Origin of the sequence: Yimella sp. cx-51 (genome assembly GCF_017654605.1) — a bacterium.
Lineage (GTDB): Bacteria > Actinomycetota > Actinomycetes > Actinomycetales > Dermatophilaceae > Yimella.
Genome location: NZ_CP072113.1, coordinates 1,948,874 through 1,970,529 on the forward strand (window position 1 = coordinate 1,948,874; position 21,656 = coordinate 1,970,529).

The 21,656-nt window shown below is 67.1% G+C and carries 17 protein-coding genes; 4 read left to right on the forward strand and 13 right to left on the reverse strand.

The genetic code is table 11. The features are described from left to right. Positions 1 to 3: 3 nt before the first annotated feature. The gene (locus tag J5M86_RS09310) at positions 4 to 1,323 is read left to right on the forward strand and encodes a bifunctional o-acetylhomoserine/o-acetylserine sulfhydrylase (RefSeq protein ID WP_188060601.1); all 1,320 of its coding nucleotides are present in this window, start codon (positions 4 to 6) and stop codon (positions 1,321 to 1,323) included. Between the two features lie 76 nt (positions 1,324 to 1,399). Here the strand turns inward: J5M86_RS09310 and J5M86_RS09315 are convergent, their stop codons facing one another. The 8 genes from J5M86_RS09315 to J5M86_RS09350 form a co-directional block, all read right to left on the reverse strand. Then, on the reverse strand, positions 1,400 to 2,635 hold the full coding sequence (locus tag J5M86_RS09315) for a DUF445 domain-containing protein (RefSeq protein ID WP_370587338.1): 1,236 nt from the start codon (positions 2,633 to 2,635) through the stop codon (positions 1,400 to 1,402). Between the two features lie 128 nt (positions 2,636 to 2,763). Continuing rightward, the gene (locus tag J5M86_RS09320) at positions 2,764 to 3,483 is read right to left on the reverse strand and encodes a hypothetical protein (RefSeq protein ID WP_188060600.1); all 720 of its coding nucleotides are present in this window, start codon (positions 3,481 to 3,483) and stop codon (positions 2,764 to 2,766) included. A 226-nt stretch (positions 3,484 to 3,709) separates the two neighbouring features. Further along, positions 3,710 to 4,912 (reverse strand): phosphoglycerate dehydrogenase, encoded by a 1,203-nt coding sequence (gene serA, locus J5M86_RS09325; RefSeq protein WP_188060599.1) that lies wholly within the window; start codon positions 4,910 to 4,912, stop codon positions 3,710 to 3,712. 27 nt (positions 4,913 to 4,939) lie between these two features. Then, a complete protein-coding gene (locus J5M86_RS09330; RefSeq protein ID WP_188060598.1) occupies positions 4,940 to 6,487 on the reverse strand; it encodes a cytochrome P450 in 1,548 nt (515 codons plus the stop codon). A 1-nt stretch (position 6,488) separates the two neighbouring features. Further along, positions 6,489 to 6,740 (reverse strand): hypothetical protein, encoded by a 252-nt coding sequence (locus tag J5M86_RS09335; protein ID WP_188060597.1) that lies wholly within the window; start codon positions 6,738 to 6,740, stop codon positions 6,489 to 6,491. Next, a complete protein-coding gene (locus J5M86_RS09340) occupies positions 6,737 to 7,951 on the reverse strand; it encodes an inorganic phosphate transporter (RefSeq protein ID WP_188060596.1) in 1,215 nt (404 codons plus the stop codon). The genes J5M86_RS09335 and J5M86_RS09340 overlap by 4 nt, the downstream gene beginning before the upstream one ends. A gap of 97 nt (positions 7,952 to 8,048) precedes the next feature. Further along, positions 8,049 to 9,515: an HAD-IB family hydrolase gene (locus tag J5M86_RS09345; RefSeq protein WP_188060595.1), complete on the reverse strand. Its 1,467-nt coding sequence runs from the start codon at positions 9,513 to 9,515 to the stop codon at positions 8,049 to 8,051. A gap of 9 nt (positions 9,516 to 9,524) precedes the next feature. Continuing rightward, positions 9,525 to 10,766, reverse strand: a complete 1,242-nt coding sequence (locus tag J5M86_RS09350; protein WP_188060594.1) for an alpha/beta hydrolase — start codon at positions 10,764 to 10,766, stop codon at positions 9,525 to 9,527. A gap of 92 nt (positions 10,767 to 10,858) precedes the next feature. Here J5M86_RS09350 and J5M86_RS09355 point away from each other — a divergent pair, with 92 nt between their 5' ends. Further along, positions 10,859 to 11,971: a serine hydrolase gene (locus tag J5M86_RS09355; protein ID WP_188060593.1), complete on the forward strand. Its 1,113-nt coding sequence runs from the start codon at positions 10,859 to 10,861 to the stop codon at positions 11,969 to 11,971. Between the two features lie 111 nt (positions 11,972 to 12,082). Here the strand turns inward: J5M86_RS09355 and J5M86_RS09360 are convergent, their stop codons facing one another. The 3 genes from J5M86_RS09360 to J5M86_RS09370 all read right to left on the reverse strand — a co-directional run bounded on the left by J5M86_RS09360 (position 12,083) and on the right by J5M86_RS09370 (position 16,345). Then, a complete protein-coding gene (locus J5M86_RS09360; protein WP_188060592.1) occupies positions 12,083 to 14,959 on the reverse strand; it encodes a vitamin B12-dependent ribonucleotide reductase in 2,877 nt (958 codons plus the stop codon). Positions 14,960 to 15,058: 99 nt separating this feature from the next. Beyond that, the gene (gene nrdR / locus J5M86_RS09365) at positions 15,059 to 15,601 is read right to left on the reverse strand and encodes a transcriptional regulator NrdR (RefSeq protein WP_188060591.1); all 543 of its coding nucleotides are present in this window, start codon (positions 15,599 to 15,601) and stop codon (positions 15,059 to 15,061) included. 357 nt (positions 15,602 to 15,958) lie between these two features. Continuing rightward, positions 15,959 to 16,345 (reverse strand): LysM peptidoglycan-binding domain-containing protein, encoded by a 387-nt coding sequence (locus tag J5M86_RS09370; protein WP_188060590.1) that lies wholly within the window; start codon positions 16,343 to 16,345, stop codon positions 15,959 to 15,961. Between the two features lie 330 nt (positions 16,346 to 16,675). Between J5M86_RS09370 and lexA the strand changes: the two genes are divergently transcribed. After that, the gene (gene lexA, locus J5M86_RS09375) at positions 16,676 to 17,416 is read left to right on the forward strand and encodes a transcriptional repressor LexA (RefSeq protein ID WP_244328300.1); all 741 of its coding nucleotides are present in this window, start codon (positions 16,676 to 16,678) and stop codon (positions 17,414 to 17,416) included. 57 nt (positions 17,417 to 17,473) lie between these two features. Here the strand turns inward: lexA and J5M86_RS09380 are convergent, their stop codons facing one another. Beyond that, positions 17,474 to 18,325, reverse strand: coding sequence for a Sir2 family NAD-dependent protein deacetylase (locus J5M86_RS09380; protein WP_188060589.1), 852 nt, complete (start codon positions 18,323 to 18,325; stop codon positions 17,474 to 17,476). Between the two features lie 57 nt (positions 18,326 to 18,382). On the opposite strand from J5M86_RS09380, the gene J5M86_RS09385 reads away from it, so the two are divergent. Then, positions 18,383 to 19,306: a LysR family transcriptional regulator gene (locus J5M86_RS09385; protein WP_188060588.1), complete on the forward strand. Its 924-nt coding sequence runs from the start codon at positions 18,383 to 18,385 to the stop codon at positions 19,304 to 19,306. Between the two features lie 9 nt (positions 19,307 to 19,315). On the opposite strand, the gene J5M86_RS09390 is transcribed toward J5M86_RS09385, so the two are convergent. Next, complete coding sequence (locus J5M86_RS09390; protein ID WP_188060587.1) at positions 19,316 to 21,655, reverse strand: DNA internalization-related competence protein ComEC/Rec2; 2,340 nt, start codon at positions 21,653 to 21,655, stop codon at positions 19,316 to 19,318. Between the last annotated feature and the right edge of the window lies 1 nt (position 21,656).

Below are 21,656 nucleotides of genomic sequence, written 5' to 3' on the forward strand. Positions count from 1 at the left end.
CTGATGAGCGACAACCAGACCGGATGGTCCTTCGAGACCCGGCAGATCCACGCCGGGCAGAGTGCCGACGAGGCGACCGGCGCACGCGCCCTGCCGATCTACCAGACCACCTCGTACGTCTTCCGTGACACCGAGCACGCTGCAAACCTGTTCGCGCTCAGCGAGTTCGGCAACATCTACACCCGGTTGATGAACCCGACGACGGACGCGGTCGAGCAGCGGATCGCCAGCCTGGAGGGCGGCGTCGGTGCGCTGCTGGTCGCGTCCGGACAGGCCGCCGAGACGCTCGCGATCCTCAACATCGCCGAGGCCGGGTCGCACATCGTGGCCTCCCCCGCGCTGTACGGCGGCACCGCCAACCTGTTGAAGTACACGCTGCCGAAGTTCGGCATCGAGGTGACCTTCGTGCAGGACGCTCGCGACCTCGAGCAGTGGAAAGCCGCTGTCCGCCCCAACACCAAGCTCTTCTTCGGCGAGTCGGTGTCGAACCCGAAGGCTGAGGTGCTCGACATCGCGGGCGTGGCGAAGGTGGCCCACGAAGCAGGTGTGCCGCTCATCGTCGACAACACGGTGGCCACCCCGTACGTACTGCGCCCGATCGAGCACGGCGCCGACATCGTGGTGCACTCCGCCACCAAGTACCTCGGCGGCCACGGCACCTCCATCGCCGGGGTGATCGTCGACAGCGGCAACTTCGACTACGCCGCCGACCCGGAGAAGTTCCCCAACTACAACACGCCCGAGGAGAGTTACCACGGACTGGTCTACGCCCGCGATCTCGGCGTGGGCAGCGCGCTCGGCGCCAACCTCGCGTTCATCCTCAAGGCTCGTGTGCAGTTGCTGCGCGACCTGGGCGCCGCGGTGTCGCCGTTCAATGCCTTCCTCATCGCGCAGGGTGTGGAGACCCTCAGCCTGCGCATCGAGCGTCACCTGGAGAACACCCACAAGGTGGCGGCTTTCCTCCAGGGCCACGAGCAGGTGGAGCGAGTTGTGTGGGCGTCGCTGCCGGACAACGAGTACTACGACCTCGCCCAGAAGTACACGCCGCAGGGATCAGGCGCAGTGATCTCGTTCGAGATCGCGGGTGGCCTGGAGGCCGGCAAGAAGTTCGTGGAAGCGCTGGAGTTGCACTCCCACGTCGCCAACATCGGCGATGTGCGCTCGCTGGTGATCCACCCGGCCTCGACCACCCACTCGCAGGGCTCGGACGAAGACCGTCTCGCAGCCGGCGTCACGCCGGGCCTGGTGCGCCTCGCCGTGGGCATCGAGCACATCGATGACATCCTCGCCGACCTGGAGACCGGCTTCCGGGCGGCCAAGTAGCACGTCAGCCAGAACCGGCAAACACAGCGCAGCCCCGTCACCGTGCTCGGTGACGGGGCTGCGCTGTGCAGGTGGGTCAGAGGAACTGGCTGACGGTGTGGATGAGCAGACCGACCAGACCACCGACGACGGTGCCGTTGATCCGGATGAACTGCAGGTCGCGTCCGACGTGGAGTTCGATCCGCTTGGCGGCCTCGTTGCCGTCCCACCGGTCGATCGTCTGGGAGATCACGGTCGACAGTTCCCGGCCGTAGGTACGCACCGCGTACCCGACGACGTCAGCCAGGCGATGGTCCAGCGACTCCCGTAGTCCGGCATCGCTGACGACGCGGGCACCGAGATCCTGCAATGCGACCGCCAGGCGTGCCCGCAGCGCGCCGTCCTGATCGTCGAGGGCTTCGACGACGGCCCGTTGCACCGAGCCCCACAACGACACCATCGAGTTGCTGACGGACGGGTGCTCCAAGAACCGCTCCTTGATCGCCTCGGCCTTGGCGATCGTCGGTTCGTCGTGCTGTAGGTCGTGGGCGAGAGTTTCCAGGAAGTTGTCGATTGCCTGGCGTGCCGAGTGGTGCGGGTCGTCGCGGACGTCGGCGAGCCAGTTGACGATCTCGGTGTGCACCCGGGAGGTCACCGTGTCATCGAGCCACTTCGGCGACCACCACGGGGCTCGTTGACCCATGATGTCGGTGATCGTCGCCTCGTTGTCGCGTGCCCAGGCGTGCAATTCGCGAATGCCGATGTCGACCAGACCGTGGTGCGATCCGTCCTGCACCACACCTTCGAGCAGATGGCCGACGAGCGGCCCGACCGGCTCACGACCCAGGCGGGGCAACAGCACCTGATCGAGCAGGTGCCGTACCTCGTCGTCCTTGATGGAGGCGACGCCCTTGGCGAGCGCCGGCGCTGCTTCGCTCACGACGCGCTGGGCGTTGCCGGGTTGCTGCAGCCACTCCCCGAGACGCAAGGGCACCTGGGCGCTCTCCAACCGGGTGCGGACGTTGGATTCGGTGAGGAAGTTCTCGGTGACGAAATCTTCCAGGCTGGTGCCGATGGAGTCCTTGCGTTTGGGAATGATCGCGGTGTGCGGGATCGGCAGCCCGAGCGGGTGCCGGAAGAGTGCGGTGACGGCGAACCAGTCGGCGACCGCGCCGACCATCGCGGCTTCGGAGGCGGCGTTCACATAGCCCCACGCGCCGTCCTTGCCGTGGGTGAGCACGAAGACGATGGCGGCGAAGACCAGCAGGCCCAGTGCCACCCCGCGCATCCGCCGTAGCGCGCGGGCTCGCCCTTCGTCCGCCTCGGACAACACCGGCCCCGACTGTGCCTGGGTTGCTTCGTTCAGCGCGATGGCCGTCTCCTTCTCATCAGCGGGCCGGACATACGAGATCGGCCCCCTCCGGCGAACGCGCGGAGGGGGCCGATCATTCCGTGGGTGGGTCAGCCGGCCCAGCCGACCTTCGCCTCGTTGCCATCCTCGGTGTCGTAGGAGAACAGCAGGGTGTACTTGCTGTAGTCCTTGCCCTTGGGCACCACGAAGGCAACCTGGCCCTGGAACTCAGTCTTCTGCTCGTTCAGCGACACGACGCTGATCTGCTTGTCGATGACCGGGCTGCTGCCGCCGGAGTCTCGGCGGCAGTTGTTGCCCTTGTCGTCCGACAGCGACCACTGCAGGTAGCTGAGCACCGCGTAGCCGCTGGTATCGGTGAGCTTGAACTTGATGTCGAACAGCAGCGCCTGCTTGCCGTCCTCGTAGGGGTAGCTCGATCCGCCGTCCTTCACCTGACCCTTGCTGGGGGTGATCTCAAGCTTGGCGCCAGACCGGGCATCCGTGGTGACCGCAGATCCCGCCGGCTTCACCTGGGTGCCCGAGCCCTTCTTCGACCAGTACAGACTGACGCTGTCGTAGCACTGGCCCGGCTGCTCCGAGCCGGACGATGAGCTGGTCTCGGACGTCGTGGAGCTCTCCGACGAAGTCGAGCTCTCGGTGGTGGAGCTCTGCGTGGTAGAAGTCTCGGACGAGGATGACGACGGCGAGCTGGACGTCGAGGTGCTGCTGGGGGCAGCGACGGTCGGCGCGCTGTCCTGGCAAGCGGTCAGACCCAGAGTGGTGGCAGCGGCGAGCGCGACGGCCAGGGTGCGGTGACGGATGGTGCTCATGGTTTGTTTCCCTCCTGGTGGATCCACGCCCGCGCGCAGTCCTGATGCTGTGCGAATTCTACTGACCGGCGCATGACCGTGCGGCTTCGGCAGCCCCTCAAATTCGCCGATGATCCGCTGTGTTCGTACGTCGGATGGTGCAACGAAGGTCTGACCACGCGTGCATGGAAAAGGTTCCACCAGGGCCGAACATTTCGAGGACCGAGACGGTGCCGGACTGACTGGCTCAGTCGATGCAGCGCAACCGGATTGTTTCCGGCATTGCGGCCAGTTCGGCGAGCGCCTCCCGCGGGAAGTCACGGACGTCGGTGACCACGTAGCCGATTCCGCCGAGGGTGCTCAGCAGTTGCCCCTCGATGTTGACGCCGTGGCCGGCCAGGATGCCGTTGACCGTGGCGAGCACGCCGGGGGTGTTGGTGTGGAAGTGCACGATCCGCCGGTCGCCGGGGCGGTCCTCCAGCGAGATGGCCGGCAGGTTGACGTTGAGCGTGGTCGTGCCGCGGTCGACGAAGTCACGCAGCTTGGTGGCGACGAACCGTCCGATGTCTTCCTGCGCTTCCTCGGTCGACCCGCCGACGTGCGGGGTGAGGACGACATTGGGAATGCCTTGCAGCGGCGAGGAGAACGGGTCACCGCTCACTTTCGGCTCCACCGGGAAGACGTCGACGGCGGCACCGGCGATGTGACCGCTGAGCAGGTGCTCACGCAGCGCGTCGTAGTCGACCACGAAGCCGCGGGAGAGGTTGAGGAAGAGCGAGCGCGGACGCATCTTGGCGAACTGGTCGGGGCCGAAGAAGCCGGCGTTGCCCGAGCGTCCGTCGACGTGCAGCGTGACGACCTCCGCCACCTCGAGCAGTTCGTCCAGCGACTGGCAGCGGCGCGCGTTACCGAGAGCGAGTTTGTCCTCGGTGTCGTAGAAGTAGACCTGCAGGCCGAGCATTTCGGCCACGACCGAGAGCTGGCTGCCGATGTTGCCGTAGCCGACGATGCCCAGGCGGCGACCGCGGATCTCGTGACTGCCCTTGGCGTTCTTGTCCCAGCGCCCCTCGTGCAGGGCGGTGTCCTTCTCGGTGAGGCGGCGGGCCATCACGATGATCTCGGCGATGGCGAGTTCGACGACGCTGCGGGTGTTGCTGAACGGAGCGTTGAACGCGACGATGCCCCGGGCAGCGGCGGCGTCCTTGTCGATCTGGTTGGTGCCGATGCAGAAAGCGCCGATCGCCTGCAGCTGGTCGGCGGCCTCGATCACACGGGCCGTGACGTCGGTCTTGGAGCGGATGCCGAGCAGGTCGACGCCCTGGATGGCCTCGATGAGCTCGTCCTCGTCCAGCGCGCCCTTGTGGGTGACGACCTCCATGCCTGCGTCACGCAGCAGGGCTTCGGCCAGGGGGTGGATGTTTTCCAGAAGCAGTGCCTTCACGGGCGCCATTCTTCCAGCGAGTTGCGGGAATCCCGGTCAGGTCCGTGATGCGGGCGGTGTGAGAAGAGACACCCTCAGCTCCCGCAATCCGCGGATCACGAAGGTCGGGTGGTAGGTGGGCACCTCGACCAGCCGCAGCGGTGCCGGGCGAGTTGCCAAGCGGTGCACCATGGCCGAGATCTCGGCTCGCGCCAGCGGGGCCCCGATGCAGAAGTGGACGCCCGCCCCGAATCCGATGTGGGTGCCGTCGCCGCGACCGACGTCGAAGGTGTCGGCGTCCTCGAAGCGCTGCGGGTCGCGGTTGGCCGAACCGAAGAGCATCGCGATCCGCTCCCCCACGCCGAACTGTCGTCCGGCCAGTTCCACCGGCTCCAGCACCCAGCGCTCGAACATCTGTAGCGGTGGGTCGAAGCGCAGCATCTCCTCCACCGCGGTGAGCGCGTCGACTTCTTGCGCCGCCACGCGGACCCACTGCTGCGGCCGCTGGAGCAAGGCGTTCATGCCGTTGCCGAGCGTGTTGACCGTGGCCTCGTGGCCGGCATTCAGTAGGACGATGACGGTGCACACGATCTCATCGACGCTGAGCCGGTCGCCCTCGTCGGCCACCATCACCAGTTCGGAGATGAGGTCGGTGCCAGGCGTTGCGCGGCGCTGCTCGATGAGGGCGGAGACGAAGTCGATGAACTCACCGGCGGCGCGTTCGGCGTCCTGCTGTTGCTGCGCGGTGGGCGCGATCTCGTACATCTTGACGATCGCGTGCGACCAGGCGAGCAGGTCGGAGCCGTGCTCCTGCGGCACCCCGAGCAGTTCGCAGATGACGGAGATCGAGTAGGGCTGGGCGAGCTCACTGACGAGGTCGAAGTCTTCGCGGTCCTGAATACGCGCTAGCGCAGCGTCGGCCAATGCCTCGATGCGCGGGGTGAACTCCCGGATGGCCTTGGCGGTGAAGACCTTGGTGACCAGTCGCCGGATGCGGGTGTGGTCCGGCGGTTCGAGGTTGAGCAACGACCAGCGTTCGGACTCCACGAAGCGCGGGTACTTCTCCGCTAGATCGGCGATACCCGCCCGGCCGAACTCGGCCGGGGTGTGGCGATGCTCGAAGGAACGCCCCAGCGCACGGCTGCGCAGGGCCTGGTGGACGTCGGCGAAATGCGGGATCAGCCACACCTCGCGTTCGGCGTACGGGATCGCCCGACCGGCGGCACGCAACTGCGTCAGCACCGGGTAGGGGTCGGCGATGAAATCGAGGTCCTGCGGTTCGAACCCGAGGTGACTCGCGTCCACGGGATCGGTGGAGCGGTCTGACTCACGTCGCCATCCGGCCGATTCCAGTCGCCGGCTGACCCGTTCGACATCCTCGTCCGTCGGCAGGGCGTGCGCGACCTCACTGATCGACCGGCGAATCTCGTCGGTATCGACCTCGGCGCCCCGGCTGCGGCGCAACTCGGTGACCACCTGCTCGATCTCGTTGTCGGTCAGCGACCGCTGCAGGACGGCGAGCAGCGGGCTGTAGTCGGACGGTGGCACCCCTTCGGGGTAGCCCTCACGCAACCAGTTGACGAACTGGCTCAGCGGGTTGGTCATGTCAGAAGACCTCGATACCGAGGTAGTGCCCCAGCGATTTGCGGGTGATCCACGCAATCGCGACGAGCACCATGAGACCCACCGCCGCAAAACCGGCCCACGCGGCAGCCTGAGCGCCGCGCCGCTCGACGACACCGTCGAGGCGGTCGGAGATGTCCCACATGCGCAGCGACATCACATAGATGACCGGCAGGCCGACACCGAAGACCAGTCCGGCCAACACGACCTTGGCCAGCGACTCCAGAATACTCATGCCGCACCACTTCCCACACGCATTTCGGCTTCGGCCTCGACCTTCTCCGGCTCCCAGTCGTGGTTGACGTTGTGCGCAGTGACGGCCTGGCGACGGCTGCGGACGTACATGTGGGCCGAGAGTCCGACCAGCGCGGCGAAGATGACCAGGTCGCCGGCCAATCCACCGATCATCCGCGACACGAACAGACAGAGTGCACCGACGGCCCCGGCGCAGGGCAGCGTGATCAACCAGGCGACCACCATCCGCGCAGCCACACCCCACCGCACCTGGGCGCCGGGACGTCCGACGCCTGATCCGAGGATCGAGCCGGTCGCGACGTGTGTGGTCGACAGCGCCATGCCGAAGTGGCTGGAGGTGAGGATGATCGCCGCGGACGACGCCTGGGCGGACATGCCTTGGGCCGGGGCCATGTCGACCAGACCCTTGCCGAGCGTCCGGATGATGCGCCAGCCGCCGAGGTAGGTGCCGAGGGCAATGGCCACCGCGCAGGTGACGATGATCCAGATCGGCAGGCCGTTCTGGTCGATGGAGGCGACGGTGAGGTCGCCGTGCACGATGAGGGCCAGCGCGATCACACCCATCGTCTTCTGCGCGTCGCCGGTGCCGTGGGCCAGCGACACCAACGATGCAGTTCCCACTTGCCCCCAGCGGAAGGCGCTGTCCTGCTTGGCCTGGCTACGCACCGACCGCGACAGGAAGTAGACCAGGGCGGTGCCGAGGGCTGCGACGGATCCGGCGATGAGCGGCGACATGATCGCCGGGAGGAGGATCTTGGCCGAGACACCCTCCCACTTGACACCGGAGATGCCGATGCCGGCCAAGCCTGCTCCGATGAGCCCGCCGAACAGTGCATGCGAGGAGCTTGAGGGCAGGCCCAGCAACCAGGTGAAGAGGTTCCACAGGATGCCGCCGATGAGGCCGGCGAACACGATGGTCATGGCCAGCGATGGACTGATGCCTTCGAGGAGCGAGCCGTCCTTGGCCTGTAGTCGCAGGATGTCCTTGGTGACCGTCACCGCGACTTCCACCGACAGGAAGGCCCCGACGAGGTTGAGGATTGCGGAGATCGTCACGGCGGTCTTGGGCCGCAATGCGCCGGTGGCGATGGAGGTAGCCATCGCGTTACCGGTGTCGTGGAAACCGTTGGTGAAATCGAAGGCCAGTGCGGTGATGACGACCAGCGCCAGCACGATCACCTCGGGGATCATGGGACGAGTCTGGCGACCGCGCGCCGATCACGCAAACCTGCTGTTCACGCTCCGGTTACCCGTCGTTAACTACGTGCCCCTCGACCCGTTCAAGGGCTCAGGTCGAGCGCTTGCGACGTCCCTTGGCGGTGTTGTCGGCGATCGCCTGCTCGATGGCCGGCAGGTCGGCCTGCGGGATCTTGCCGCCGGGGTAGGTCGAGGCCACCTCGTCGATGCTCGTGGGCTTCAGGTTCTTGGCATCCTTGGGCAGCTGCGCCGAGATCGCGTCCATGATGCGCCTGGTGTCGGCCTTCTCCGAGCGGTACTTCAGCTCCACCGGGGTGCCGATGTTGACCACGATCTTCGGCGGGTTGAGGAAGCTGAGGACGTTGGGCATCGAGGCCGCCCGTGGCCACACCACCTCGGTGCCGCTCAACGCGAACGGGATGACCGGGGCTTTGGTCATGGCGGCCAGGCGTGCGGTGCCCGGGTAGCCCTCCAACTGATCGGAGAAGAAGTCGAGACCGCGCGGGATGGTGCCCTGCGGCATCACACCGACCAGGTCGCCTCCGGCGAGCGCCACCGCTGCTTCCTCCAGCGGGTCGGCAGCGTTGGGGTCCCTGTGGTCGCGGTCGACCCGCACCCCGCCGAGCAGGCGCATGACCCCGCCGAGCACGGGGACGTCGAAGATCTCGCGCTTGGCCAGGAAGCTCGCGCCGCGACCGGTGCGGCCGACGACGACGGCCATGGTGGCCATGTCGAAGTAGCTGCGGTGGTTGCCGGCGAGGATGACCGGGCCGTCGGCGGGGATGTTGTCCAGGCCGTTGATCTCGAAGCGGACGTAGGGGAAGGTTTCGGGGCGGGTCAGCATGAGGGCCAGTCGGCGGGCCTCGATGTCGACCACCGGGAAGGTGAGGGTGCCAGGGGGTGCGTCGAACGACAGGATCGGCCAGCGCTTGGCGATCGCCACCATGAGCAGCCGCGGGTCGGGGTTGACCGCTCCCGGGTTGCCGACCGCCGACAGCAACGGGATGTCGAACACCGAGTCTGAGTAGGCGAACGATTCCTTGAGGTCGATGTCGTGCTCGCGGGCCCAGTCCTTGACGGCGCCGAGCTTGCCCCATGACCACACGAAGCGTCCGTCGTGGCGCCCGTTGTACTTGCCGTTGTCGCCCACGGCGTAGCGCGTGGCGATGACGTCGTCGAACCCGAGTGCGTCGGCCAGGGGCTTCACCAAGTGGTAGGGCGTCGTGGTCGCCATGACGACCTTGCGGCCCGCCGCGTGGTGCTGATCGATGAGGATGCGCGCGAACGGACCCACTTGGTCGACCAGGACGTCCGCCGCGGCACGGGCTGCGTCGTCGAAGGCGCCGTCCGGCTTGCCGGCCGCCACGAGCACCGCCTGACGCGCGAGGGCGATCGATCCGAGTGTCTCGCCGAAAGCGTTCATCCACCAGTAGAGCAGCGACTCACCCGGCAGCTTGTTGCTGACGACGCCGCTCTCGCGCATCGCGCGCGAGAGGGCCGGGCCCGAGGCCTTGCGGACAAGGGTGCGGTCAAGATCGAAGAATGCTGCGGCGGCCATGGCAGGAGGTTAACCTCTCGGGTGCCGCAGCGGCAGCGCGTCCACTCCGAGCCGCTGCGCGATGAGGTTGTAGACCTTCGGGTGGTTGAGCAGATCCATGTGGTTGACGCCGCCGACGAACTCGGTGTCCCAGCCGGAGCCACGCAACCCGGCGGCGGACGAACGCGAAACCACCAGATCTCCCAGCGGGCGTCCCCACCACGCGTGCGGGTTCGGAGTGACCGAGCCGACGACGGCGAGGTGCCGCACCGGCAGGTGATGCCGACGGTCGCGAGCGCGGTGGTCCTCGGGGTCGTCGGGGTCGAAACCTTTCCAGTCCGATTCCATGAGGTTGCCGTGGCGCAGATCCTTGATCCCTTCACTGCGGAACTGGATCAGCCCGGCGGCCCACCGGCTCACGGGGTACTGCCCCAACTGGTGCGCGACGGCGTTCGTGCTTTTCTCCAGCAGCGCGCCGTGGTAGGGCGTCCCGAGGCTGATCGTGTCGGTCACCAGGCCGGCCCACGGAGCCGTCGGAGCGGCTTGGAGCAACGCGCTGTGGATCACCAGTCCGCCCATCGAGTGACCGATGAGCACTACCCGGTCGAGCGGGACGGGCCAGCGGGCCACGACCCGGGCCAGCAACCTGCCCAGATCGCGCCCGTTGGTCGACACCCGCTGGCCGGTGTTGTAGCGCACCCACACCGCCGACCAGTCGCCCAGGGATTCCATCCGCCGGCCGTAGGAAACGCGACGACCTTCGTCGTCACGGGTTGCCCGCCGCTTCCACATCTGCTCGGTGCCGACGAAGCCGTGCACGAATACGACGAGGTTGGAGCTGGCGTCCGGGTAGGCGTTGGCGAGCCCCGCCTTGGTGATCGGAACGTCGTATCCCGACCGGCGCAGCGTCATCGGATAGGCCAGCGGCAGGTCGGTGGAGGCGAGCCGGTCGCCGGTGAATCCTTGGAGGAAGGCCGCCACCGAATTCGCCCGCCGAGCCACGGTGCGGGTCGGTGCGTGTTTGGCCACTTCTTCGGCGAGGGGTTCGGCCACCATGCCGAGGGCGTTGAGCGTGATGCCGAGGCTGTTGTAGAGCCCGAACGCGAAGGTCTTGTGGGCCAGCTCCACCGGGGTCACGGCGGGCCCGAACTGCCCGCGCGCCTTGCTGAACAGCTTGGTCGCCGCGGCGCCGTGCGCATCACGCAGACCGGCCACGACGCCGCGAGCGTCCTGTCCAGCGGCTGCAGCCCGTTGCTGCTTCACAGTGCTCACGACTCCGATGCTACTCATCAGTAGCGATTATGTGGGCTCCGGGCGAGGTGCACTCGTTCGCTTCCCCTGCCCGCCTCTATAACGTTCGCGGAGTGCGGACGAAACTGCCCAGACGACGCCTGGTCGCCGCGATGGTGGCGCCTGCCCTGCTCGCTGGCTGCTCAACCGGCCACGGCGACGACCTACCGGCGTCGTACAGCGCGTCCAGTTCATCCGTCACTACGTCGTCGCCGGCTGCCTCCACCCGTGCACCCGCCGTGACGACTGCCCCCGGAGTACGCGCGGCCGACTGGAGCGGTGTCGACGCCGCCGCCCGCAACGTCGCGAGCAAGGTGGCATTGATGGCCGGGGTCGTCACGCCGTCCGGGCATTTGCAGATCGTGCATCGCTCGGGCCCGCAGGACGCTCAGCCGATCGCGTCCGTCATCAAGCTCTACGTCATGGTGGCGGTGCTGGACGCCATCGGATCGGGAGCGCTCACGTGGGACCGCACTCTCACCGTGCAGCGCGCCGATATCGCGGCCGGCAGCGGCGCCCTGGGCGGCCGAGGTGTCGGTACCCGCATCACCGTGCGGGAGGCAGCACGGATGATGTTCCAGATCTCCGACAACACAGCGACCAGCCTGCTCATCCGCACACTCGGGCAGGACGCACTCGCGAAGGCCGTGCAGGCGAGCGGTCACTCCCGACCCGAACTGCTCAAGCCCTTCCTCACGATCCGTGAAGACCTCTGGCTGGTGTATTCGGGTAGCCGGCGTGCTGCCGATGCTCGGGCGGACTGGGCGACTGCCGACACGGCGACCCGGGCCCGGTTGGTGGAACCTGCCCACGGTGCGGCCGGCGACGAACAGTTGGGTGCTGCACATCTCGCGGTGGGTATCGGCTACTGGGCGACCACGGTCGACGTTGCACGGGCGTGGGTCGCGATCGCTTCCCGGATGAAGACGCTCGGGCAGCGATCCGGACAAGCGGCCACCTTCATGCAGGTGCCTTCGGATCCGTTCCGGAAGCCATCCGATTGGAAGACCGTGTGGTTCAAGAGCGGTTCGATCGGAGCGGCGCAGAACGGCGCGTGGTACACCCCCGGCGATCAGTCCGATCAGGTGCTCGTGGTGTTGACCACCGGCGGCAGCGAGGCCGGGGTGCGCGGGTTCGCCAGTACCGCTGCGGCACAACTGGATCGGTACGCGCAGAGCCATCGCTGAACCGCACGTACGGCTTCCAGCTCTGACCCGGCGATGACACGAAGAACCGCCGGCCGCTTTCGCGGGCCGGCGGTTCTTCATGCGTTGGATCAGGATCCAGCGCGGTGACGATCAGCTGCAGCCGGAGGTGCTTCCGCAGCCTTCGCAGACGTAGCAGCTACCGGCCGGGCGCATCTTGGTGCCGCAGGTCATGCACATCGGCGCGTCGGCAGCCTTGCCCTGGAACTTCTCCATCAGCTCGGCCGAGGAGTGCACCTCCGGGGAGACCTCACGAGCATCGGCGGCACCGGCACCCGAGATCACCTGCAGCGCAGGCTTGGCCGGCTCCTTGGTCGGTTCCTTGGTCGCGGCCGACTGCGAGAGGGTCTCGAGTTCTTCCTCGAGGTCTTCGTCGGAGTTCGGTGCGTACGAACCGGTCTCGAGCTGACGAGCACGCTCGTCTGCGCTGTGGATGCCCATGAACGAACGGGTCTCGAAGTCCATGTAGTCCAGCGCCAACCGGCGGAAGACGTAGTCCATGATCGACTGCGCCATGCGGACGTCCGGGTCATCGGTGAGGCCGGCCGGCTCGAAGCGCAGGTTGGTGAACTTCTCCACGTAGGTGTCGAGCGGCACGCCGTACTGCAGGCCGACCGAGACCGCGATCGAGAAGGCATCCATGACGCCGGCAAGGGTGGAGCCCTGCTTGCCGAACTTCAGGAAGATCTCACCGAGTTCACCGTCGTCGTACTGACTGGCCGTCAGGTAACCCTCTCCCCCGCCGATGGCGAACGAGGTGGTCTGGCTGGTGCGACGCTTGGGCAGACGGCGACGGACGGGGCGGTACTCGATGACCTTCTCCGTCTCGACCTTCTCCTCTGCCGCAACTGGCTTCTCCTTGGCCTTGGCGTCCGAGAGCGGCTGACCGACCTTGCAGTTGTCGCGGTAGATCGCGATGGCCTTCAGGCCCAGCTTCCAGCCCTGCAGGTGCACCTCGGCGATCTCGTCGACCGTCGCGGTCTCGGGCAGGTTGACCGTCTTGGAGATCGCGCCCGACAGGAACGGCTGGCAGGCAGCCATCATGCGAACGTGGCCCATCGGGCTGATCGCACGCTCACCCATCGCGCAGTCGAACACCTCGTAGTGCTCACGCTTCAGGCCCGGTGCGTCGATGACGTGACCGTTCTCGGCGATGTGCTCGACGATCGCCTCGATCTGCTCGGTCTGGTAGCCCAGCTTCTTCAGCGCCCGCGGAATCGTCTGGTTGACGATCTGCATGGAGCCGCCGCCGACGAGCTTCTTGAACTTCACCAGCGAGAAGTCGGGCTCGATACCGGTGGTGTCGCAGTCCATCATGAAGCCGATGGTGCCGGTGGGTGCGAGCACCGAGGCCTGCGCGTTGCGGTAGCCGTTCTTCTCACCGAGCTCGACGACCTCGGCCCACGCCTTGGTGGCGTAGCGGTGGATGTCGGAGTCCATCGCGTCGAGGGTGCGCACCTGGTCGTTGGCGGCCTGGTGCTTGCGCATGACCTTCTTGTGCGCGTCGGAATTGCGGGCATAGCCGGCGTACGGGCCGACCACACCGGCGATCTCTGCCGAGCGCTTGTAGGCAGCGCCGGTGAGCAGCGAGGTGATCGCCGCGGCGAGGCTGCGTCCGCCTTCGGACTCGTAGCCGTGACCGGTGGCCATCAGCAATGCGCCGAGGTTGGCGTAACCGATGCCGAGCTGGCGGTAGTCGACAGTGGTCTTGCCGATCGCCTCGGTGGGGAAGTCGGCGAAGCAGATCGAGATGTCCATCGCGGTGATGACCATCTCCACCACCTTCTGGAAGGTGGCGGTGTCGAAGGTGTCGTCGTCCTTGAGGAACTTCAGCAGGTTGAGGCTGGCGAGGTTGCACGAGGAGTTGTCGAGCGACATGTACTCCGAGCACGGGTTGGACGCGGTGATGCGGCCGGTCTCGGGGTTGGTGTGCCAAGCGTTGATCGTGTCGTCGTACTGCAGACCCGGGTCGGCGCACTCCCAGGCAGCCTTGTTGAGCTTGTTGAACAGCTCACGGGCGTCGACGGTCTCGATGACCTCGCCGGTGCCACGGGCACGCAGCCCGAAGGGCTTGCCGTCCTCGACCGCACGCATGAACTCGTCGCTGACGCGCACCGAGTTGTTGGCGTTCTGGTACTGGACGGAGGTGATGTCCTTGCCGCCGAGGTCCATGTCGAAACCGGCGTCGCGCAGGGCGCGGATCTTGTCTTCCTCACGCGCCTTGGTCTCGATGAACTCCTCGATGTCGGGGTGGTCGACGTCGAGGACGACCATCTTGGCCGCGCGACGCGTGGCGCCACCGGACTTGATGGTGCCTGCGGAGGCATCGGCGCCGCGCATGAAGCTGACCGGGCCGCTGGCCGTGCCGCCGCTGGAGAGCAATTCCTTGGAGGAACGGATACGGGAGAGGTTGAGGCCGGCACCGGAGCCGCCCTTGAAGATGAAGCCCTCTTCCTTGTACCAGTTGAGGATGGAGTCCATCGAGTCGTCGACGGCGAGGATGAAGCAGGCGGAGACCTGCTGCGGGCTCGGGGTGCCGACGTTGAACCACACCGGGGAGTTGAAGCTGAACACCTGGTGCAGCAGCGACCAGGTCAACTCGTGCTCGAAGAGGGTGGCGTCGTCCTCGGAGGCGAAGTAGCCGAACTCCTTGCCGGCCTTGACGTAGGTGAGCACGACGCGGTCGATGAGCTGCTTGAGGCTCACTTCGCGGGCGTCGGTGCCCAGCGCACCACGGAAGTACTTCGTGGTGACGATGGTGGAAGCGTTCAGCGACCAGAAGTCGGGGAACTCGACACCCCGCTGCTCGAAGATGGTCTCGCCGGTCTTCCAGTTCTGCTGGACGACGTCGCGGCGTTCCCACTTGACCTCGTCGTACGGGTGCACTCCGGGCGTGGTGAAGATGCGCTCCACCTTCACGCCCTTACCGCCTCGACGCGTCTTAGCACGCGCGTTGGTCGTCTCCGTCATGATGCTCCTTCGTGACTACTGTCTTGAACTGGTCGTTGCTGGGCTGAACTGGTCTGGCTGACTGGTTGTGCTGTGGTGCTTGAGCAGGTGAGCCGAGGCTCAGGTCTTGGTGACTCGGCGGGTGCGGACCCCTGGTGAACCAGTCTCGCCGTCACCACCGACAACCTCGCTCGCGTCGCTGTCGGCCGCAGCGACCGCGCGCTCGGCCCGCAGCAGTTGGATCGCTGCGTCGAAGTCGTCGAGATTGTCGAAGGCCTGGTAGACCGAGGCGAAGCGCAGGTAGGCCACCTCGTCCAGGTCGCGCAACGGCCCGAGGATCTCCAGGCCCACGTCGTGCGCGTCGATCTCTGCCACGCCGTGCGAGCGGATGCCTTCTTCCACCTGCTGCGCCAACAGGGCGAGCTGGTCTTCGGTGACCGGGCGGCCCTGGCATGCCTTGCGGACTCCGACGAGCACCTTCTGCCGCGAGAAGGGCTCGCTGGCACCGGAACGCTTCACCACGGTGAGGCTCGCGGTCTCCACAGTGGAGAAGCGCTTGCCGCACGAGGGACACGCGCGCCGCCGCTTGATGGTGGTGCCGTCGTCGCTGCTGCGACTGTCGACGACCCGCGAATCGTCATGCCGGCAGAACGGGCAGTGCATGGGTCACCTCCGGACGCACATCGAGGCGGTTCGAGGCATGGGAATGCCCGAGCTGCTCATCAGCAGCCGAACCGATCTTGGGGATCAATCTGTGGAGAACCGGTGTAGAAATCGTGGAGACCCTGGGGATCGCCTGTGGACGACTTACATCGGTGTAACTACTAGATGTAGGGATGCTATTCCTCTTCGACCCCAAGATGCAAGAGTCGTGTCGATCCCTTTGCCGCTGGGTGCGAATGCGCAGGTCACGCCCCGAACCATCGCGACGACCGATGGCAGGTGGCCGAAGAGGTCGCTCACAACGCAGTTCGGACGCCCCCAACGGGAGGCGTCCGAACGAACGGGATCGAGGGCGGCTCAGCGCGGAATCGACAACTCCTGGCCAGGGTGCACATGCAGGGAGTTCATATTGTTCGCCAACTGCACCCGCACCACGGCCTCGGCGACCGGCAGGCTCGGGTAGGCCTCGTGCGCGATCTGCGACAGGGTCTGCCCGGACTGCACGGTGACCGAATCGATCGCAGCCGGGCCGCCCGCGACGGCCTGGGCCGCACCCCAACCACCGGCGCACACCAGCGCCAGCACCAGCGCCGCCAGCACGCGGCGCCCCCGGACGGTCAGGTGCAGGCCGGCATCGCCGGCGATGTCGGCCGGCAGGGCCCGCTCGGTCACCAGGGACAGGTGCCGGCCGTCGCGACGAGCAGGGCTCGCGATCGGCTCGGCCCAGTGAGCGACTGCACTCATGATGTCCTCCGTCTCCGGCGCGTCTGCGCGCCGCTCATGTGCTCGAATCGCACAGGTGTGCGATAGAACGTCTGTACGATGTATAGCACGACTGTTCGAAGAATGCGAGACACGCCTCGTACACATGTTTGATAACTGTGTGCGAACCACATAGCCTCGACTCATGCTCCGCAGCCTGGCATCGACCACCGACAACGGCCCTTGTGGCAACTCTGGGTCGAGCTCGGACACACCCGGTCAGCCCAGACGTGGAGCGGGTTTCAGCGCCGCTTTCTTGAGGAGCGGCGCGCTCGTAGTGCATGCATTTCCCGCCATCACCACCACGACGGCATGACGAAGGACGCAGACATGGCCAAGATCCACCACCTGCCCGACGACGACGGCGGCCGAGCGCTCACCACCCGGCAGCGCAAGGTGTTGGAGGTCATCCGCAACTCCGTCGACCGGCGCGGATACCCGCCGAGCCTGCGCGAGATCGGTGAAGCGGTCGGGCTCACCAGTCCCAGCTCTGTGGCGCACCAGTTGTCGATGCTCGAGCGCAAGGGCTACCTGCGACGCGACCCCAACCGTCCGCGTGCGATCGAGGTGATCTCCCCCGACCGCGACAAGGACAAGCGCGGAGTCCGCGGTGGCTCCAGCGTCACTGCGGCCAGCGAGTCCGTCGTTGACGAGACCGCCGTGGGCGACCAGCGTCCGGCAGCTTCCTACGTGCCGGTGGTCGGCCGCATCGCAGCCGGTGGCCCGATCCTGGCCGAGGAAGTGGTCGAGGACATCTTCCCGCTGCCCAAGCAGATCGTGGGTGAGGGAGATCTGTTCCTGCTCAAGGTCGTGGGCGACTCGATGATCGATGCAGCCATCTGCGAAGGCGACTGGGTGGTCGTCCGTCAGCAACCCACCGCCGACAACGGCGACATCGTGGCCGCCATGCTCGACAACGAGGCAACCGTCAAGACCTTCAAGCGCAAGGACGGCAAGGTCTGGCTGATGCCGCACAACCCCGCCTACGACCCCATCGACGGCGACCACGCGGTCATCCTCGGCAAGGTGACTGCTGTCCTGCGTCGCGTCTGATCGTCGTTGCTGCATCGCGGCCCGTCTTCTCCAGGAGAAGGCGGGCCGTTCGGCATCTCAGCCCCGATCGGTGATGCCGACGTCCGCGACCGCTTCGGCGAGCACTTCCTGCAACGGCCGGTGCAGATGACGATCGGCCAGCTCTTCGGCTCGAGACCATCCGGTGTTGACCAACACCACCGGGATGTCGTGCGCAGCGGCCCGCCGGGCGAAGCGGTAACCCGACATGACGCCGAGCGAGGAGCCCACCACCAGGAGGGTGCGGGCACGCTCCACGAGTGCGAAGCAGTACTCGACGGTCTCCTTGGGCACGGACTCACCGAACATCACCACATCGGGTTTGAGCAGATCGCTGCCGCAGGAGGGACAGTCGACCAGCGCGATGTCGTGGATGAGCGATTCGTCGATGTCGACGTCGCCGTCGGGTCGCAGCGGCAGCTCGCGGGCACGCTCGGCGTCCGCCGCGAACGCAGGGTTGAGAGCGCTGAACTCTTCCTGCATCCATTGCCTGTCGACCGTGCGGCCGCAGTTCAGGCAGATCGCCCGACCAAGGTTTCCGTGCAGCTCGATCACATTGGTCGAACCGGCTTCCTGCGCAAGGCCGTCGACGTTCTGGGTGATAGTCGCGGTGATGAGCCCCGCCTGCTCCAGTGCCGCCATGTGGCGATGAGCACCATTGGGCGCCGCTTGCCGAAACCGTTCCCAACCGACGTACGAACGCGACCAGTACCGCCTGCGGGCGTCGGCGCCGGTGCGGAACTGGGCGATCGTCATCGGTTCGACGCGACGCTGACCATCGGGGCCGCGATAGTCGGGCAGTCCGGACGCAGTCGACAGGCCTGCACCGGTCAGAGCCAAGACCTCACCGTCGCGCAAACGCTCCGCAAGATAGGTGCGGTCTGGGTCCATCAGATTCTCCTCGCGGGGCTTCCATGGCGCGTGTCGGACGTTTGTACGCTAGTGGCCATGATTGACGCTGCCGGACTCCGGGTGATTCGTGCCATTGCTGACGAGGGCAGTTTCACCGCTGCGGCCTCGGCGCTCGGATACTCCCAGCCGGCCATTTCGCAAATGGTGCGCCGCCTGGAGGAACGTCTCGGCACGCCGTTGGTCGAGCGGATGGGCCGCAATGTGCGGTTGACGGAGGCCGGCGAGGTGTTGGCCCGCCACGCCGGTGCTGTGCTCGGCGCGATCAGCGCGGCGGAGTCGGAAGTGGCGGCCATCGCCGGACTGCAGGCGGGGCGGGTGCGGCTCATGGCTTTCCCGTCCTCGTCCTCGACTCTGGTGCCGAAGGCGCTGGCACTGGTCAAGAAGCGTTTCCCGCAGGTGCACGTCACCTTCGCCGAGGGCGAACCGCCGCAGTCGTTGGCCGCGCTGCGCGCCGGTGAGTGCGACGTCGCCGTGGCCTTCACCTACGACGGCTTGCAGATCAGCACTGACAATCTCGACGACTTCAAGGTGCGCGAGCTACTCCTCGACCACGTTCGCGTCGCCCTCCCGCTCGACCATCCGATGGCGAAGCAGGACAGCGTGAACCTTGCCGAGCTGTCGTCCGACCCGTGGATCGCCGGCTGTCCGCGTTGCCGAGGGCACCTGCTCTCCCTCGCCGACCAGGCCGGCTTCCGCCCCGACGTCGCATTCGAGACCGAGGACTACGTGGCGGTGCTCGGCCTCGTGGCTGAGGGGCTCGGAGTCTCGCTGGTGCCCGACCTCATCCTGCGTTCGGCGCCGAACGCCCGGGTGAAGGTGCTGCCGATCGACCCGCCGTCCCATCGCACGGTGTACGCGGTCACCACCCCGGATCTCACCCGTGTGCCGGCCGTTGCAGCCACCATCGAAGCCCTCGTCGAGGCAGCATCCGACGCATCGTGCGTCGGCGCACCGCACTGACCCGATGCATCACCGGCTGGTCGCCAGGACCCCAGCGCGCAAGTGGAGCACGACCGTGCCGCGCTGATCGGTGCGCAACACCGCACATCCTGATCGCGCCAGCAACTGCAGAGTTCTGGGAGCGGGATGCCCGTAGGAGTTGTCCCTCCCCACGCTGATGAGGCAGACCTGCGTGCCAGCGGCGAGCACCAGCGCGTCGTCCTGATTGGACGATCCGTGGTGCGCCACCTTCAGCAAAGCGATCGGACGCCGGTCGGGCGACCCGGCAAGGGCCCGACGGACGTTCGCTGCAGCTTCTCGTTCGATGTCGCCGGTGAGCAGCATCCGTTGGCCGCGCAGATCGACGTCGAGCACCAGGCTGCCGTTGTTCTGCACGGATCCTTCGGTGAGTATTCGAGCGGGCCACAGCACTCCTGCCGTGAGGCCGGGCCAGGACAACTGGTCACCCTGACGTAATGAATGCACTGGGATGCGGCGGCGGGCCAGCAGCTCCAGGGTCGGCCCGCGTGCGCTTGCTTCGTCGCTGCGCGATGCACCTTCGTCCTGGTCGACCGAGGTGATGAAGACCTCCCGCACCACTCGTCCGCGCAACGCCCCGGCCAGACCCGCCACGTGGTCGGCATGGAAGTGGGTCAGCACCACGGCGTCCAGCTGCGCCACCCCGAGGCGATCGAGGCAGGTGCCGACGGCCTCCGGGTCGGGTCCGGTGTCGATGAGCACGGTGTGCCCGACACTCCCCCGCAGCACCATCGCGTCGCCCTGGCCGACATCGCACATGGCGGCCACCCAGCCGCCGGTGACCGGCCCGGGCGGCACCGGCGCAGTGACCGCGAGCGCCGTGAGCGCAGCTGCAGCCGCGGCCCAACGTCGGCGGAGCGCTTGCGCCCACCACCAGGGGCCGGTGACCAGCAGGATCGAGATCACCGCCACCAGCAACGCCACGCCCCACCATCCACCGATCCACGGCAGCGCCCCGAACGGCACTGCTGCTGCAGCGTGCGCGATCAACGCGATGCCCCAGGCGGGCAGACCGGCCACCCACGCGAGCAGCATCGCCACGGGCGCAAGGATCGGCGCGGTGACGACGACGAGCACCCCCGCAACCGTCGCGATCGGCACCAAGGGCGCGGCGAGCACATTCGCCGGCAATCCGACCAGACTCACCATGGGTTGCAGGAGCACCGTGACCGGTGCGCAGAAGACCTGAGCGGCCAGAGGCACCGCCGTCGCCTCAGCCAGCGGCTTGCACCGTCGTGGAAGGCGGGCCGCCATGACGTCTGCCCACCGCCGAGCGAACAGCAGCAGACCCAAGGTCGCAAGGCTTGAGAGGATGAATCCGAACGACCTCGACAGGCCGGGGTCGATGATCAACAGCACCAGGATCGCGGCGGCCAGCGCCGGTGCACCGGCCGGCCGGCTTCCGGTGCGAAACGCCAACAGACCGACCACCCCCATCGCGGAGGCACGGACGACGCTGGGCTCGGGGCGACAGAGCATGACGAACAGCCCGAGCCCGACGAACGCGAACGGCATGCGCCACCGTCGTGGAACGCGGATCAGCCCGGCCAGCCACTGCACGCACAACAGCACGACGGTCACGTTCGAGCCGCTGACTGCGTTGAGGTGAGTCATCCCGGTCGCGCGCATGTCCTCGTTCAACTGCTCCGGCAGCCGGCTGGTGTCGCCGATGACCAAGGCGGGGACGAGTCCGGCCGGGTCTTGCGGTAGGCCGGCGGTGCTGGACCGGAGGCCGCCGCGCAGGTGTTCCACCGCTTGTTCGATCGGTCCGGCACGCGAGGTCACCTCGACCGGACCGCTGATCCGCAAGGTGGCCCGGACGTCCGCACCGTCTCGTGGTGGCTGGAGCCTGCCGACGGCCCGCACTCGTTCGTGCCAGCGCAGGGTGCTCAGCGCCTCGCCTCCGAACGCCAGCACCGGGGTGCGGGCGCTGGACACCTCACCGCGCCCGGAGATGCGGGTGATCTGCAGCCGTACTCGCCACATCGGCTCCGCAGTTGCCTTCGGCGGCAGTCGCACCGGGTCGGAGATCACCTTTGCCTCCACCCGCACCGTCGCCGACCGCTGGGCGAGTGAGGGCACCAGCCCGGAGTCCGCGACGCTGCGATGCCCGAGGAGACCGACCAGCAGAACGGTCATGGCGACACAACAAAGCACCCACGCCCAGGATCGCCTGCTCGCACTCACGACAGCGGCGGCGAGCGTGCCGACTCCGACAGCGAGCACTAGACCGGTCGGTGCCGACAACAGCGCCGCGCAGACCGCCCAGGCGAGCAGAGCCGGGAGCAGGAGCCGCAGGTCGAGCACGGAGCGCTCACTCGCGGCGCTCACT